Below are 15472 nucleotides of genomic sequence, written 5' to 3'. Positions count from 1 at the left end.
GGGGGAGCAGGGGGAGCAGGGGGAGCAGCTTCAAAGACTCATTCACTATTCCCCATTCCCCATTCCCAATTTAGGGAAAACTACCCTGCATAAGGATTACCGATTCTATCCACAGAGACGTTAGAAGAGAATGGCAAACGACCGGGATTTAAGCGTGGTTCGGCTGCATAGCCAACCGGAACTAAAACAGCGATCGCTAAATCTGGATTATCTCCTGCACCAATCACTTCTTTTACCTGATTCTCAATCCAACCGTTCATAAAACAAGTGGATAATCCCAGACTTTCTGCTGCTAACACCAAATGAGTTGCGGCAATGATCGCATCTTTGATCGCATATTCGCGTCGTTTGTCGCCTAGCCCAGCTTGAAATTGTGGAACGGCGGTTTTAAAGTAGTTTACTGTGCCTTCATTCCATGCTCCAGTTTCCAGTCCCCGCTCTAAAATTGAGGTCAAGTTTTGTTCGCCTGCGTTAGGATCGGCGGCAAAGACGAAGGTTACTGGTGCTTGGACAATTTGCTGTTGATTCCACGATGCTGCTGATAATGCTGCCTTTTGCGCTTCATCTTGCACAAGAATAATTTGCCAGTCCTGGATATTATAGCTGCTGGGTGCAGCCACGGTTAACTCTACCAATTGCTTAAGCAGTTCCGGGGTGATGGGGTCTGTTTTAAAAGTTTTGATAGAACGACGTTGAGCGATCGCACTGGGTACATCTAAAGGTTGGGTTTGGATGATGGAACTCATGAGATTCTCCTGATAGTTGGATTATGACCAAATAATTCGTAATTAGCATACAAGCGAATTTATTTATTCATGAAACAAAAACAAAAATTATTCGCAAGGGACAATTACGAATTACGAATTACGCATTAGCTACTGCTTCACTAGCAGGCGACCAAAATGGATAGTCTGTATATCCCTTTTCATCACCACCGTAAAAGCTTGCTTGATTTGGTTCATTTAGTGGTGCATTCAAAGCCAAGCGTCGGGGTAAATCGGGATTTGATATAAATAATGTGCCAAAGGCAACTAAATCTGCTGCTTTATTTGCCAGTACTGCATCGCCTTTTTCACGAGTATAACCACCATTGACGATCAGTGTACCTGTAAAGCGATCGCGTATATGACTAGTGGGTACTATTATCCCGCCATGTCTAATATCTGCCTCTGTTGCCTCATAAATATGCAGATATGCCAAATTAAACTGGTTCAACGCTTGAGCTGCATAACCGAATGTCTCCAGAGGATTGGAGTCACCTATATCGTTAAAAGTCCCACTGGGAGAAAAACGTACCCCAACTCGGTTAGAATCCCACACACTAGTTACCGCCTCTGTCACCTCCAACAGGAATCGGGCACGATTCTCAATAGAACCTCCATATTTGTCTGTACGTTGATTCGTACCATCCCGGAGAAACTGATCTATTAAATAACCATTAGCCGAGTGAATTTCCACGCCATCAAACCCAGCCGCTAGGGCATTTGCGGCTCCCTGACGGTACTGTTCGACGATCTGCGGTATTTCCGATGTTTCTAAAGCACGGGGAGTAACGAAAGGTTTTGGCCCCTCAAAAGTTGAAGCTTCATCTTTAGGAGCGATCGCAGAAGGTGCTACAGGTAAAATTCCATTTGGTTGTAAGTCAGGATGGGAAATCCTGCCGACGTGCCATAGTTGCAGAAAAATTCTGCCGCCGTGCTGATGTACGGCATCGGTTACTAACTTCCATCCTTCCACCTGTTCTGGTGAATGAATTCCTGGTGTCGCGGGATAGCCTTGTCCTTCAGGAGTTACCTGTGTTGCTTCAGAAATAATCAGTCCGGCGGAAGCACGTTGGACGTAGTAGGTAGCATTCAGTTGGTGTGGCACGTTTCCCTCACCTGCCCGGTTTCGGGTTAAGGGAGCCATTACTATCCGGTTAGGTAATTCCAGATTTCCTAATTGGTAAGGAGAGAATAAGTTGATATCAGTAGTCATGTTATTTCGCTCCAATTCAAAATTCAAAATTTGGAACCCCGCATCTGCGAGATCGGGAGAATAAGGAAAGAGTTTTCCCCATACCCAATTTTGCGTGCAGCGCATTACAGCTATTTCAAGTAAATAGACTATGCGGTTGTGGTTCAAATACTAAACAATCGACCGAATAACGCCACCATCCACCCGCAAAGCTGCACCATTAGTTGCTGATGCTACGGGACTAGAAAGGTAAACTACGATCGCTGCTACTTCTTCATTAGTTGCAAAGCGTTTGATTAGAGAACTTGGACGCACATTTTGGAAAAACTCAGCCTCAACTTCTGTTGGACTAATACCACGTTCCTGCCCCAGTTTGGTGATAAACTCTTCAACTCCTTCTGAGCGGGTTGGCCCTGGAAGGACGGAGTTTACCGTGACTCCAGTCCCCACAGTCATTTCTGCTAGACCTCTGGCAATGGCTAGCTGCGCCGTCTTAGTTGTGCCGTAGTGAATCATTTCCACTGGGATTTGAATGGCAGATTCGCTGGAGATGAAAATTATCCGCCCCCAGTTTTGCTCTAACTGCTTTTGCAGATATTGCCGACTCAAACGGACTCCACTGAGGACGTTAACCTCAAATACCTTTAACCAGTCTTCATCAGTAATATCAAAGAAGGTTTTTGGCTCATAAATACCCACATTGTTTATGAGTATATCAACATGAGGAACCTCTTGAATGAGTTTCTCTACCCCTGATGCAGTCCCAGCGTCAGCAACAACACCAGAAACTTTTGCGTCGGGTGTAGAATGCTTAATTTTAGCGATCGCTTGAGCTACTCTTTCTTCAGACCGACCGTTGACAATCACTGATGCACCCTCTTGAGCTAGCCCAAAAGCGATCGCCAAACCAATACCTGCGGTTGAGCCACTCACTAGTGCGGATTTACCATGCAATTTCAAGTCCATTTCGCTCTTTCCCCCATTAGTTGAAACAGAATTCAGAATTCAGGAGTCATATCATGTCCGTATAATTAGTTATGATTTCCACAGTCATTGCACCCAAAAGTCCACTAATACCGGAATTTCACTTTCCAAGACTTCTTGCTTGAATGTGGCTTCTGTGACGTTTGTAATGGATGACATAAATTGCCNGATTAGGGGCAGGGAGACAAAGCATAGCTTTGGCGGGGTGGGGTTCTTCAGGTTTAATAAGTAATCTAGCGGACATGATATCAGGAGTCAGAAGTCAGGAGTCTTATGTATTTTGACTCCTGGCTCCCTCTAGAGAAGACTGTAAACTAAATGCATCTCACAATAGTACCTAGATTAAAGATGCTGTGCTAAGGTCTTATTCAAGGTAGTTTTTGGAACCGCCCCTACGACAGTATCGACCTGGCGACCTCCTTTAAAAACCATCAATGTCGGAATGCTGCGAATTCCATAGTGGCTAGCGACAGTAGGATTTTGATCTGTGTTCAACTTCACAAATTTCACCTGTCCTTCGTATTCAGCAGCAACTTCATCGACGACTGGGCCCACCATCCGGCAAGGGCCGCACCACGGTGCCCAAAAGTCCACTAATACCGGAATTTCACTTTCCAAGACTTCTTGCTTGAATGTGGCTTCTGTGACGTTTGTAATGGATGACATAAATTGCCTTCCTAATTAATTCTATAATTCGATAATATCGAATAATAAAAATATATGCCACCTGATGAGATAATGCAACTATGAGATTCCTTTATCATCCAGATAGAAAAAATATTTCTTTACCGGGCGTGTTGTATGCATTGGGCGATCCGGTGCGGCTAGAGATTGTGCGGCTGCTGGCGACTGAGGGGGAACAATGCTGTGCGAAGTTTGATTTTGCGATCGCTAAGTCTACGATGTCCAACCACTTCAAGATTTTGCGGGAGTCGGGGATAGTCTTGACACGCAAAGAAGGGACACATCATATTAACATCCTGCGGCGTGAAGATTTAGAGGTGTTGTTTCCAGGGTTATTGGATGTGGTATTGAAAGCTGCTCAACCATTACCTGTTGAACCCGCCAGTACTAAACAAACAGCCTCAAGGATTTAGGAGCATAGCCTGTTTAAGAATCTGCTTGTTTTTCAATTTGTGTTTCTAAATCAGCAAAGATATCATGTTGTTCTCGAAAAGTCCTTGGAGTATGAGATAAACCTAAATCTGTAGATAGCAAATCAATACCATCGATAATTTTGGGTATCTGAGATCGATCGACTTGCAGACCGAGAAAGGATTTTTCCCTGTAATCTGGTCTTTCCTGAAAGAGTGCGATCGCTCTTTTCAAAGGGCGCATAACCTGATATGCTTTTTCAGCCTTTTCAATTGATGCTTGAGGTATTGGCGATCGCAGCCTGAGAACTGCTAGATCGATTAAATCTCTTGCCTCAACGCTGTCATCGGCGTAACGATCAGAATTTGACAGCAGCTTAGAAGTAAAACAGTCATTCAAGCTTAAGCAGGGAACGAGTGACCATTTTAGATATCTTGGTGGGTCTAGTTGAAAACGAGTTTCGGCAATAATTTCCGTTTTAATCGGCATATCATCCACAAAAACTATCATCCGAATTCCATATTGGTCAGTTGTGCTACGTCCAACTTGGATTTTACTTAAATCCCGAAATAATGCTTCATGCCCACCCTCAAATACCACTTCCCGCAGGTATTTGTAGCCTTTTGTACCAACAGAAGCGATAAAATCAACGTCCTTACTCCAACGATATTCTTCAAACTCAAATGCAAGAAGGGTTCCGCCACCGAAGTAAGCAGAACCCTTCTTAAGTATGTCCGAATCTAAGGATTCAAGAACTGTGAGAATTTGATTATGGTGTTCTAACCTGAAGGTCATAAACAAACTTGCAACCAGGATTTATAGTGTCTGGCAAGTTCCTGAAGAAAATTGAGTTCTTCGCCTTCAAGATTGTTAAATAAATTGTGATACTGCCAGCCACGCTCATAGCGACTCAGCATTTGTTCTGAAGTAAACCGATACACATCGGCAGTCTGCCAACAAATCGACTCCAGAAAAGGCAGCTTTTTGGGGACAGTAACAGGATTAATTGTTGGTGTTGCGGTTGTCATAGTTCTTTTAATCAACCACTTTAGGCTTACTTTAATTTTAGATTAGCACTACCGAATTTTCTAATCTCAATTTTATTCTAGCTATAAATTATCCGAACTGGGATAAACTCTTCCTTTCCAAGCGCCGCCGCGCCCTTGCCAGTGACGTAGTGCTGAGTCTAGAGTCATTAGGGTATAGAGAAAAGCGATCGCAGGTAAGCTAAAGGCTAACCACGGAGAACATTTATAAAAGCGGATCGTTGGGTAGTAAGCGAAAGTCATTAACAGCCATCCTAATAAACCTGTAAGTGCGATCGCCCAATTGCTCCAAACTGCACCCAGAATCACACATATAGGCGGAGCTAAATAAATCAGAGGCATTCCCACCAAAGTTCCCAATAGTAGTAATGGAGAATAATTCAATTGGGTATAGGCAGTACGAGCAACCATATCCCAAATCGTCGCCAGCGAGTCATAAGGGCGCAAACTCCGAGTTAAGCTACTCAATCCTAGCCAGATACGCCCTTGGCTGGGGATTAGGTGTTGAGCATTGTGGGCATGGTTATTTTCTTTGTCTCCCCTCCTCCCCTGCTCCCCTGCTCCCCTGCTCTTCTTAACCGCCATCGCCAGAGCGCAATCGTCAATTAAAGCTTGGCGAATGACTTGAATACCGCCGATTCGTTCTAAAGCTTCACGGGCGATCAGAATAGATCCCCCAGCTGCGGCGGCTGTGGGATTGTTGGGATTATTCACCCAGCGAAAAGGATAGAGTTTTTGGAAGAAAAAGACGAAAGCTGGAATTAAAAGTTTTTCCCAAAAGCTTTCACACCTGAGTCGCACCATTACCGAAACCATATCTAAATCTTCCTCCACAGCTTTAGCAACGAGTCGGCGAAGATTACCAGGATCGTGTTCGATATCTGCGTCGGTCAGCAAAAAATAGTCGGGTGCAAATTTACTAGCGCTCTTTATACCCTGTTCAACTGCCCAAAGTTTCCCTGACCAACCAGGAGGCAGTGAAACGCCAGAGATAATATGCAATTGCTGGGGTTTACCGACAGCGTGTGCAACCCCTTCGGCAAAATTTGCTGTCCGATCTGTGCTGCGATCGTCTACTAAAAACACGTTGAAAGAACCAGGATAATCTTGAAGTAGGAGCGATCGCAAACTAGTTGGTATTAACTCAGCTTCGTTACGCGCTGGAACTACAGCACAAACCACAGGTAAAGATTCTAGCTGAGTTTCTGTAACCTCTAATTGCTGGTCTGTCCGCCAAAACTGTCCCCAAAAACACAGTAATCCTAACCAAATTGTCAAGGATAACAGCATCAATCCTAATACAATTACATCCATGACCGTCGCTTCGCTCCAATTCAAAATTCAAAATTCAAAAAAAAGAATGACCTATTGCAAATTTTTAGTGACTCAGACACAATACTATGTCTACTGATATAGGAAAAATTTTTTATCGGATTACCGTCTTCAAAAGTAGTGTTGGGTGTTGAGGTTAAATAGGATTTGATGCAAACACAAGATAGGGTAAAAGTCAATCTCGCAGATGCGATCGCAGCTAGCCAAGAATATCTGCTTTCAATTCAAAATCCGGCAGGTTACTGGTGGGCAGAGTTGGAATCTAACGTCACCATCACTGCCGAAGTCGTGCTTTTGCATAAGATTTGGGGAACAGACCAAAAAAGACCTTTGCACAAAGTTGCAGCCTACCTGCTTCAAGAACAACGGCAGCATGGCGGCTGGGAACTTTTCTACGGTGATGGCGGAGAAATTAGCACCTCGGTTGAAGCCTACATGGCTCTAAGATTGCTAGGCGTACCAGCAACCGATCCGGCGATGATTCGGGCGCAAGCTTTTATTCTCCAACGCGGTGGTATCAGCAAAACTCGGATTTTTACCAAGTTACACCTAGCCTTGATTGGCTGCTACAACTGGCGCGGTATTCCCTCACTACCGCCTTGGATAATGCTGTTGCCAAAAGGTTTCCCTGTCAATATCTACGAGATGTCTAGTTGGGCACGTTCCAGCACAGTACCGCTGTTGATTGTCTGCGATCGCAAACCTGTTTTTCTCACCGACTCAGCTATCAACCTAGATGAACTATACGCTGAAGGTGTTGATCAAGTCCAATGGGAATTACCCCAAACTGGCGATTGGACAGATTTATTCCTTACCCTCGATCGGGGGTTTAAGTTGGCAGAAAGCCTTAATTTAGTACCCTTTCGTCAAGAAGGCATCAAAGCCGCCGAAAAATGGATTTTAGAGCGCCAAGAAGCTACAGGCGACTGGGGTGGCATTATTCCGGCGATGTTGAATTCAATGCTAGCTTTACGGTGTCTGGATTATGACCGAAACGATCCCATTGTAGAACGAGGTTTGCAAGCAATTGATAACTTTGCCATTGAAACCGAGAATAGCTACCGGGTACAGCCTTGTGTTTCACCCGTCTGGGATACGGCTTGGGCAATGCGTGCTTTAGTAGAATCTGGCTTTGCACCAGATCATCCAGCTGTCGTCAAGGCTGGAGAATGGTTGTTGCAAAAACAAATTTTAGATTACGGAGATTGGGCTGTCAAAAATCGCCAGGGAAAACCAGGGGCTTGGGCGTTTGAGTTTGACAATCGCTTTTATCCCGATGTAGACGACTCGGCGGTGGTGGTGATGGCTCTACATTTGGCAAAACTCCCTAATGAAAAAATCAAGCAAGCTGCGATCGCTCGTGCGTTAAACTGGATTGCATCTATGCAATGTAAACCAGGCGGGTGGGCTGCTTTTGATTTGGACAACGATCAAGATTGGCTTAACTCAATTCCCTATGGCGATTTGAAAGCCATGATCGATCCAAACACCGCAGATGTTACCGCTAGGGTACTAGAAATGCTGGGTGCTTGTGATTTGTCAATTGATAGTGATAATTTGGAGCGATCGCTAACTTATCTTTTGCGCGAACAAGAAACTGAAGGCTGTTGGTTTGGTCGTTGGGGTGTAAATTATATTTACGGAACCAGTGGCGTTTTATCAGCCTTAGCGTTAATCGATCCTCAAAGGCATAAACTCAGTATAGAACGGGGAGCAGCTTGGTTAGTTGGATGCCAAAATCCAGATGGTGGTTGGGGTGAGACTTGCCGGAGCTACGACGATCCCAGTCTCAAAGGCAAAGGAAATAGTACTGCATCTCAAACTGCTTGGGCTTTAATTGGGTTAATAGCAGCAGGTGAAGCAACAGGTAAATTAGCTCTTGAGGTGATTGAGCGAGGAATTGGCTATCTGGTGGCAACTCAAAAGCCAGATGGTACTTGGTTTGAAGCCTACTTTACAGGTACTGGCTTCCCTTGCCATTTTTATCTCAAGTATCATCTGTATCAACAATACTTTCCTTTAATCGCACTAGGTCGCTATCAAGCAGCGATTAAAGAAGGTTAATATTCGTTTTTAGTAAGGTAGCACACCTATGCTACCTTATCGTGTATTCCATTTATAGTAAAACAACTCTTATATCATGTCCGCTTGGTTACTTATTAAACCTCAAGAAGCCCACCCCGCCAAAGCTACGCTTTGTCTCCCCTCCCGAAGAGCGGGGAGGGGCTGGGGGTGGGGTGCAATGATTGTGGAAATCATAACTAAACCTCGTCTACCTTGAGAACCGTAGTTATGTAGGTTGGGTGCAGCGATAGCGTAACCCAACATAAATCAGGTGGTAATGTTGGGTTGCGTTTCACTCCACCCAACCTACATAAATATATCTTTTAAAAAACTCTAGGTTTCAACACAGATGAGGTTTAATTACCCGGACATGATATTACATAAGCGATCGCATCAAATATATTTACTCAAGTAAAGAAAGTTTATTCTCTTAATATTTAATTCTATTCTCTAGCAATGACAATATCGTTAGATTTAATAACTGCATAAGCTTCTTTTCCCTCAGATAATTCCAACTCTTCTGCGGAAGCTCTGGTGATAATCGAAGTTAATTCTACTTTGTGAATAATCTCCAAAGTAACCTCACTATTAACTGCTCCATAAACAACTCGTTTAACCACACCTTTAAGAATATTGCGAGAGCTAACTTTTAGTGATTTCTTTTGAATATTACTTTCTATGTCAGGCTTTTGAGTGTAATAGATATCTTCCTGTTTTTCCTGCTGAGTTGCTGGTGATATTGGTATTGAGGACTGCTGAGTGAGACTACGCACGAGTTCCCGCAGAATCTCAGTCTTAGTGCGTTGAGACTGTTCGCAGAACTCCTCTAGAATCTTCCGCTCGTCCTCTGAGGTTTGAAATGTAACCCATCCTTGTTCTTTTCTTGGCATAATAATATTATCAATTTTGGTTATCTTGGTAAAATTCTACCAAGTGTCAATTCGATACGTCGTTTTAGTAATAACATTTTTTTGTCGGTATTTTCGGCATTTTTATCGCAAACTAATCAACTATTCTCATATAGTTAACTACATATATATTTATTTTTTTGTAGATGCGAAATATTTTGTTACTTGAAATTGTCTAAATCGTCACTAAAATGATACCAACTAAGATGGTATAACATTGGTCTATGGTATTTGTTGGGATAGCTAGGCTTACGCAAGGATAATCTAACAGAAAATTCCACTCGCGTAGGCGTAGCCCGTCGCAGACATCGCGTGAGTGCCGTAGGATTATTTAACGTAAGTTCACAGCCGGGGGATGAAACACCTAAAATCACGTTCTCAAGACCTGCGGAGTTTATTTGAGAACAATATCACCATTGAATACGTGGCAGAACCCCTGAAAGCTATGCCAGCTGATGCGGAGGCGAAAGAAGTGCTGCATTGGATGCAAGCACAAAATTTTGATGTTATCGGCGTTGAGACGGGAGATATTATTAGCGGTTATGTAGAACGCTCTAGTTTGATCCCAGGCAAAAAAGGTAAATGTAGCGACTATCAACGGGTGTTTCATCCCAAAGAACTAATTGCCATTTCCACTCCACTCATCAAGTTGCTACCCATTTTGCAACAAACTCCGCGATTGTTTGTCTTGGATTGCAATCAAGTAAGTGGTATTGTTACCTGTGGTGATTTGCAGAAAGCACCCGTGCGAATGCTACTGTTTGGCTTAGTAACGCTGCTAGAAATGAATTTGCTGCGGCTGGTGCGGATTTACTATCCTCAAGATTCTTGGCAAAAAGTCCTTAAACCTGAGCGCTTAGAAGTTGCTCAAAGACTATGGCGAGAGAGTCAGGAAAGAAACGAAGCCACCGATTTGTTAGATTATCTGCAATTCTGCGATAAGCGAGAGTTGATTTTAAATCAACCAGAACTTCTCCAGCAACTAGGACTAAAATCAAAACGGTTTGGCGAACGTTTCCTCAAGTCTGCTGAACAGTTGCGAAACCGATTAGCTCACGCCCAAAGTTTAGTTAGTGGTTCTTCTTGGACAGAATTGATTTCTCTAGCAGAAGCGATGGAAAAGCTGTTAATTCATTGCGAAGAAGTTGAGTAAAGTGGTTATCCCTCTTCTGTCACTTTCCGGGAGGGCGATCGCTAATGCTAAAACCTATATGGAGTCTTAGTTTTACCGAAGAAAGGCAGAGGGCAGGAGGAAGAAAATATATTTTTTACCCTCTGCCACAGGGTTTAAGAGCAACTAAATTTATTTATGCAAAACAAAAAATATGTATTTTGAGACGCGCAGCGCAAAAAATACGGTTAGGTTAGCAAGCACCGCTCTTATTTGACACAGCTTTTAAAGTTTTCAAGATGAGACTCATATCATAAACGATAGACCACTTACGTTGGTAGTCTAAGTCCATGTGAACAATATCTTCAAAGTCTTTAATACTGGAGCGACCATGAGCCTGCCATTCACCAGTCATACCCGGCTTGACATTCAACCTTTCCCAATGGTGCTTTGAGTAGTGTATCACTTCATTAGGAGTGGGAGGGCGGGTACCGACTAGACTCATTTCCCCCAGCAGCACGTTCCAAAACTGAGGAAGTTCATCTAAGCTAGTGCGGCGGAGAAACTTTCCTACACAGGTAATGCGGGGATCATTCTCATTTTTGAATATCTGATCGCTTTGAGCTTCATTCTTAACTAGATGCTTAAGTTGGTCAGATCCGACTGACATCGAACGGAATTTCCAAATTCGGAAGTGACGCCCATTCAAACCACAGCGAATTTGACTGTAAAATATAGAACCTGGGCTATCTAACTTAATAGCGATCGCAATAGGAATTGCTAAGAATACTGTAATCGATAGCCCGATAACAGCACCCAAGATGTCAATCATTCGCTTGGCTTTACTAATTACAGAGGGATGAGCTGGAAGTTTAGCTTTAGGAGCAGTATGGGTATCATCTAGAACTTGCATATAAAAACGATCAGAAGTAGAGGTACACAGTAATTACAGTTTCAGTAGGTAAGGTCATAAACTCAATCGTCTGCACATTTGTTTATTTCGGTAACTTGTAAAAGCTGGAATGAGATTTTCTAATAGGTTAAGTAAGTAAATATGTAACGAGCCAATTTGTTCTTTAAGATATTTGCAGTGACGGTAGCGGTCAATACTTCATGGTTACGACGACATCATAAGTCTCATCAATTTCAAATACTGAATTCATCTGAGTCACTTCAAAGGGAATCCGATAATACAAGACATTGCAGTTGCTGGTAAGTCAGCAATGCCTGCAACAAAACTGAAATTTTTAATTTTTCAGGCTTTTATGGTACTTAGACTCTTTTTAATATCTAAGTACCATAAAAGATTTGATAAAACTTGAAACTTTATTCACAAGTTTGAGTAAATAATTAGCGAATTGCACGTATACTTTCGTACAAAAGTAGTACTACAAAATACTATCTGATGGCTAATTAAATTATTTTTTATGCAGTATCCTAATGAAGAATAAAATTATCCAGTTAACTATCCGCTTGGCTGTAGCGTACAGATAGTCTAAATTTCATAATATAGTGAGTAAGCTACAATAAAACCCATGTATGTTTAATTTTGCAAAAACTATGAAATGACTAATTTATATATTTTTCGCTGAATTTACATCTCTATCACATAGCTTGATTTTTTAACACTGCTTACTAATTACATCAGATAAAAAACAAAAAAATCAGGTATTTTACGACTACGGAAATAAGATAATAAACAATTATTGTCATGCAAAATTAATCTTGAATGCATGATATGCTAAGTCAAAATATTTCAAGTACCGAGTGAGAGATTTTGTTTATCTCATCATCACTATAATCAGGTAATAATGGCAGTCTGTGGACTTGTCAGATTGCAGCTTAATGCTCATGTTTTTTATCTGCTAATACTTGAGCTTGTCTGGGAAAAAATAGATTTTTTTCTATCTTTACGCTCCTAACTGATGATTTAGCCCGACTTATTCCGCCCAAAGCCTTATTGTTAAGTACATTAAGCGTTTACGATCAGCTACGCTGGGCAGCTACGCTGGGCGGTTACGCCATCGCACTTTCTTTATAATCGCTAAAACCAATGTATGGTAAGCATTTCGGATTTACGGATAAGTCTAAGTATATAAATTATATGAAAAGACACCGAATTATGATTATTGGTAGCAATGTCACTACCGTGCAGCGCGTCAGCGGTCATTGCCTAAAACAAAATGCAGAAGTTTTTCCATATTACAGTATTCCCACACTTGAGGAGATCACTTTGTTTGCACCTGATGTATTGGTGCTATGTCTGCCCATACGTGGTAAACTCCATCACCAACTACTTCAACCTTGCATTTTGTGGTCAGAACAACTCATGAATGACAACTCACCACTGGCTACCACTTTTACAGAATTATCTGCCTGTTTAAATAAATTCCTCTAAGCTTAAATCAACCCTTGGCGTACAGCTAAAGCTGCTGCTTGGACACGATCGTCAACGCTAAGTTTGTTGAGAACCATACGTACATAAGACTTAACGGTTCCAAGTGAGAGGTAAAGTTGGTTTGCAATCTGCTGGTTTGAGTGCCCTTGTGCAATAAGTTTAAGAATCTCGCGTTCGCGATTGCTGAGAATAGGTTGCGCTATTACCTGAGATACAGGAACATCGGGAGCGACAGCGTTTGACCTAAGCATCCGAGCAACTTTTTGAGCGATTAGAGGATCTAAATAAGCACCACCTTGAAGTATCAATTGAATAACAGCGATGAGCTGTTCCCATTCAATGGTTTTAAGACAGTAACCATCAGCACCAGCTGCAAGCATCCCCATGACCTGGATATCGTCGTCGAAGGCACTTAAGGCTAGAACACGAGTTGTCAAGCAGCTACTTTTTATCTGCTGGGTGGCTGTAATCCCATCCATAACTGGCAGATCAATATCCATTAAGACTACATCTGGCTGGAGTTGGCTAGCTAATTCAACAGCCTGTCCACCATCCAATGCCTCTCCAACTATACTAAAACCAGGTTCTAGGCTAAATTGCCCTTTCATTCCTCGGCGGATTAAAGCGTGATCGTCAACTAATAGAACCCGCACAGTTTTCTCTTTGTCAATATTAGGTATCATTATTACTACATCTGGTTATATTCTGTTCATCGTTGCAATCAAGTTTATTTATGGCACTTGGGAGAGTAAACCAGAAAGTACTTCCCTTTCCAAGAGAACTTTCGACACCAATGTTTCCTTCGTGAGCCTCAATAATTTGACGACATAAGTACAAACCAAGCCCACTTCTTCCACGATGCCCTCGTCCTTGAATAAAACGGTGGAACAGCTTTTCCTGAGCTTGGGGTGCAATTCCTGAACCGTAATCACGCACCGAAATCTTCACTTGGCCTTCTTCATAAGGCGTTATCTCAAGAAGAATTTCCCCTTTGGGCTTACTTACCCGTACAGCGTTATCAAGTAAGTTTTGTAAAACCCGTTGAATTTCTAATTCATCACCGTAGACAGTTGGCAGCAATTGAGAAATTTTACAAACGAAGCCTAACTCACGTGTAGATGTTGCTTTTACCTGACCAATTACTTTAATTAAAATCTTTTCCCAATTCAGGCGATCGCAGGCTAAACAAGCGCTGCGTGCTTCATAACGAGAGATATCTAAGAGGAGTTCTACAAGCTTAAGCAGATCCTCATTAGCTTGATGATACTCTTCAAACACTTCCTTCCAGGTGTCATTTACTGAACCAAAAGCCCCTCTGCTCATACAGTCTAAAGTGTTACGAGTGGCAAGTAAAGGAATGCGTAGGTCGTGGGAAAGTGCAGATATCATGTCTTCAAGCTGTTGGTTACGCCCCTCAATGCTTTCTTGACGGTGACGAGTCTTATCAGCGATCGCGTTAAGAACTCCAGCTAGTTGCCCGATCTCATCTATAGAAGAATGGCAGAGTTGCACTTCCATTTGTCCCGCTTGCCAAAGTTCACAAACTTGTGTCAATTTGTTTAATGGAAGCTTGACTCGCCGATGCAACAACTGGAAATTTAAAATCGCTCCTAACAAAATAACTAAGGTGCTGAAAATGTTTATCGCAGTATTAATATCATTCAAGCGCCGTACACGATTTTTGCGAACCCTCAAAAGCATCTCTTGGCCCTGAATCAGGTTCTCAATCTCGTTGTGCAAGGAATCAAATAAAGTGCTTTTTGCCACAGCAGAGTTCCTGACAGAACCAGAAAGCGCTTTTTGCTTCAATTCCCTTTGCCACTGGTTATAGATATATCTAATTTTATCGAGTTGCTTTATTTGAGCAGGGTTGTCTTGTACGAGATTGTACAGATGATTGAAGTTAGGCTTCTTCTCACCATAATCTATAGGATTGGTTTGTCCCCGACTGGAATTTTCTAAAAAACCTTTTTCTTCATTATCTATCACAGCATTGAGTAGACGTTCTCCTTCTCGCTCTACCAATAAAGCATGGGTTACCCGGTCACATGCTTCATGATTTAGGTGTGCTATGAAAAGGTTGAAGACTTGCTGTACAAATAAAAACAAGACTAGTACCGAAATACTAGTATGGAGAGGAGTTAAAAAATTACCTTTTCTAGATGAATGAATTAGGAAAGGTATCAAGCTAATAGCTATCACTATCTAATATCTCCACCACCTTAATTACAGTTACCTAGCATACTAATAAAAATTCCAGACTCTCGAACTGCAACCGCTTTGCTGCTTGCTATCAAAGTTGTTATTTAAAAGTGTTAATTGTTCATATATTACATATAAAATCCTTCATTTTTTATAATTTTAGTATTGACAATTCAAAGTATTAAGCAAGTCGGCGTTAAAAAAGAAACATGTCGAACCAACTGTAAAGTCAGTAAAGAGTTTATAAATGAATCGTTCCAGGATTTTTACAAAACTCAACATACCTTGGTTTAATCGTGCCGACTTACTTAAATAACGGAGTAAATATAGTTGTATATTTACGAAACTTAACATAATATACACAAATTAAAAGTCT

At 42.0% G+C, this 15472-nt stretch carries 15 protein-coding genes and 1 pseudogene; 4 read left to right on the top strand and 12 right to left on the bottom strand.

What is annotated here, in order from left to right; translation table 11 throughout:
* Window positions 1-80: 80 nt before the first annotated feature.
* The 5 genes and pseudogenes from CDG76_RS31565 to trxA all read right to left on the bottom strand — a co-directional run bounded on the left by CDG76_RS31565 (window position 81) and on the right by trxA (window position 3606).
* Entirely contained in the window at window positions 81-746 is a 666-nt protein-coding gene (locus CDG76_RS31565) for a nitroreductase family protein (RefSeq protein ID WP_094352784.1), read from the bottom strand.
* A 118-nt stretch (window positions 747-864) separates the two neighbouring features.
* Complete coding sequence (locus CDG76_RS31560; RefSeq protein ID WP_094352938.1) at window positions 865-1977, bottom strand: alkene reductase; 1113 nt, start codon at window positions 1975-1977, stop codon at window positions 865-867.
* A gap of 150 nt (window positions 1978-2127) precedes the next feature.
* Complete coding sequence (locus tag CDG76_RS31555; RefSeq protein ID WP_094352783.1) at window positions 2128-2922, bottom strand: SDR family NAD(P)-dependent oxidoreductase; 795 nt, start codon at window positions 2920-2922, stop codon at window positions 2128-2130.
* A 93-nt stretch (window positions 2923-3015) separates the two neighbouring features.
* Window positions 3016-3099: pseudogene (locus CDG76_RS31550) on the bottom strand (thiol reductase thioredoxin); the annotation flags it as partial.
* Window positions 3100-3282: 183 nt separating this feature from the next.
* Window positions 3283-3606: a thioredoxin gene (gene trxA / locus CDG76_RS31545; protein ID WP_012412473.1), complete on the bottom strand. Its 324-nt coding sequence runs from the start codon at window positions 3604-3606 to the stop codon at window positions 3283-3285.
* An 80-nt stretch (window positions 3607-3686) separates the two neighbouring features.
* Here trxA and CDG76_RS31540 point away from each other — a divergent pair, with 80 nt between their 5' ends.
* A complete protein-coding gene (locus CDG76_RS31540) occupies window positions 3687-4037 on the top strand; it encodes an ArsR/SmtB family transcription factor (protein WP_094352782.1) in 351 nt (116 codons plus the stop codon).
* A 13-nt stretch (window positions 4038-4050) separates the two neighbouring features.
* On the opposite strand, the gene CDG76_RS31535 is transcribed toward CDG76_RS31540, so the two are convergent.
* From CDG76_RS31535 to CDG76_RS31525, 3 genes are all read right to left on the bottom strand, one after another.
* Complete coding sequence (locus tag CDG76_RS31535; RefSeq protein WP_094352781.1) at window positions 4051-4830, bottom strand: nucleotidyl transferase AbiEii/AbiGii toxin family protein; 780 nt, start codon at window positions 4828-4830, stop codon at window positions 4051-4053.
* A complete protein-coding gene (locus CDG76_RS31530; RefSeq protein WP_094352780.1) occupies window positions 4827-5063 on the bottom strand; it encodes a hypothetical protein in 237 nt (78 codons plus the stop codon). Before CDG76_RS31530 ends, CDG76_RS31535 begins: the two co-directional genes overlap by 4 nt.
* Window positions 5064-5144: 81 nt before the next feature.
* Window positions 5145-6395 (bottom strand): glycosyltransferase, encoded by a 1251-nt coding sequence (locus CDG76_RS31525; RefSeq protein ID WP_094352779.1) that lies wholly within the window; start codon window positions 6393-6395, stop codon window positions 5145-5147.
* Window positions 6396-6563: 168 nt separating this feature from the next.
* Here CDG76_RS31525 and shc point away from each other — a divergent pair, with 168 nt between their 5' ends.
* Window positions 6564-8477: a squalene--hopene cyclase gene (shc, locus tag CDG76_RS31520; protein ID WP_094352778.1), complete on the top strand. Its 1914-nt coding sequence runs from the start codon at window positions 6564-6566 to the stop codon at window positions 8475-8477.
* A gap of 443 nt (window positions 8478-8920) precedes the next feature.
* Here shc and CDG76_RS31515 read toward each other — a convergent pair whose 3' ends face one another.
* Window positions 8921-9367: a TOBE domain-containing protein gene (locus CDG76_RS31515; RefSeq protein WP_094352777.1), complete on the bottom strand. Its 447-nt coding sequence runs from the start codon at window positions 9365-9367 to the stop codon at window positions 8921-8923.
* A gap of 373 nt (window positions 9368-9740) precedes the next feature.
* On the opposite strand from CDG76_RS31515, the gene CDG76_RS31510 reads away from it, so the two are divergent.
* Complete coding sequence (locus CDG76_RS31510; RefSeq protein ID WP_094352776.1) at window positions 9741-10538, top strand: hypothetical protein; 798 nt, start codon at window positions 9741-9743, stop codon at window positions 10536-10538.
* A gap of 211 nt (window positions 10539-10749) precedes the next feature.
* Here the strand turns inward: CDG76_RS31510 and CDG76_RS31505 are convergent, their stop codons facing one another.
* A complete protein-coding gene (locus CDG76_RS31505) occupies window positions 10750-11409 on the bottom strand; it encodes a sugar transferase (protein WP_094352775.1) in 660 nt (219 codons plus the stop codon).
* Between the two features lie 1191 nt (window positions 11410-12600).
* Between CDG76_RS31505 and CDG76_RS31500 the strand changes: the two genes are divergently transcribed.
* Window positions 12601-12894, top strand: coding sequence for a hypothetical protein (locus CDG76_RS31500; RefSeq protein ID WP_223265471.1), 294 nt, complete (start codon window positions 12601-12603; stop codon window positions 12892-12894).
* Window positions 12895-12896: 2 nt separating this feature from the next.
* On the opposite strand, the gene CDG76_RS31495 is transcribed toward CDG76_RS31500, so the two are convergent.
* Window positions 12897-13577: a response regulator gene (locus CDG76_RS31495; protein ID WP_094352773.1), complete on the bottom strand. Its 681-nt coding sequence runs from the start codon at window positions 13575-13577 to the stop codon at window positions 12897-12899.
* Window positions 13567-15003 carry an ATP-binding protein gene (locus CDG76_RS31490; RefSeq protein ID WP_223265470.1) on the bottom strand — a complete coding sequence of 479 codons (1437 nt, stop codon included), beginning with the start codon at window positions 15001-15003 and terminating at the stop codon, window positions 13567-13569. The genes CDG76_RS31495 and CDG76_RS31490 overlap by 11 nt, the downstream gene beginning before the upstream one ends.
* Between the last annotated feature and the right edge of the window lie 469 nt (window positions 15004-15472).

This window comes from Nostoc sp. 'Peltigera membranacea cyanobiont' 210A (assembly GCF_002246015.1).
Classification (GTDB): Bacteria; Cyanobacteriota; Cyanobacteriia; order Cyanobacteriales; family Nostocaceae; genus Nostoc.
The sequence above is the reverse complement of the archived record's forward strand: the minus strand, read 5'-3'. Positions and strand labels throughout refer to the sequence as shown.

What these genes read in the sequence shown, in the direction of transcription:
- CDG76_RS31565 (WP_094352784.1), bottom strand. Translation starts at nt 746, where the DNA reads ATGAGTTCCATCATCCAAACCCAACCTTTAGATGTACCCAGTGCGATC.
- CDG76_RS31560 (WP_094352938.1), bottom strand. Translation starts at nt 1,977, where the DNA reads ATGACTACTGATATCAACTTATTCTCTCCTTACCAATTAGGAAATCTG.
- CDG76_RS31555 (WP_094352783.1), bottom strand. Translation starts at nt 2,922, where the DNA reads ATGGACTTGAAATTGCATGGTAAATCCGCACTAGTGAGTGGCTCAACC.
- trxA (WP_012412473.1), bottom strand. Translation starts at nt 3,606, where the DNA reads ATGTCATCCATTACAAACGTCACAGAAGCCACATTCAAGCAAGAAGTC.
- CDG76_RS31540 (WP_094352782.1), top strand. Translation starts at nt 3,687, where the DNA reads ATGAGATTCCTTTATCATCCAGATAGAAAAAATATTTCTTTACCGGGC.
- CDG76_RS31535 (WP_094352781.1), bottom strand. Translation starts at nt 4,830, where the DNA reads ATGACCTTCAGGTTAGAACACCATAATCAAATTCTCACAGTTCTTGAA.
- CDG76_RS31530 (WP_094352780.1), bottom strand. Translation starts at nt 5,063, where the DNA reads ATGACAACCGCAACACCAACAATTAATCCTGTTACTGTCCCCAAAAAG.
- CDG76_RS31525 (WP_094352779.1), bottom strand. Translation starts at nt 6,395, where the DNA reads ATGGATGTAATTGTATTAGGATTGATGCTGTTATCCTTGACAATTTGG.
- shc (WP_094352778.1), top strand. Translation starts at nt 6,564, where the DNA reads ATGCAAACACAAGATAGGGTAAAAGTCAATCTCGCAGATGCGATCGCA.
- CDG76_RS31515 (WP_094352777.1), bottom strand. Translation starts at nt 9,367, where the DNA reads ATGCCAAGAAAAGAACAAGGATGGGTTACATTTCAAACCTCAGAGGAC.
- CDG76_RS31510 (WP_094352776.1), top strand. Translation starts at nt 9,741, where the DNA reads ATGAAACACCTAAAATCACGTTCTCAAGACCTGCGGAGTTTATTTGAG.
- CDG76_RS31505 (WP_094352775.1), bottom strand. Translation starts at nt 11,409, where the DNA reads ATGCAAGTTCTAGATGATACCCATACTGCTCCTAAAGCTAAACTTCCA.
- CDG76_RS31500 (WP_223265471.1), top strand. Translation starts at nt 12,601, where the DNA reads ATGAAAAGACACCGAATTATGATTATTGGTAGCAATGTCACTACCGTG.
- CDG76_RS31495 (WP_094352773.1), bottom strand. Translation starts at nt 13,577, where the DNA reads ATGATACCTAATATTGACAAAGAGAAAACTGTGCGGGTTCTATTAGTT.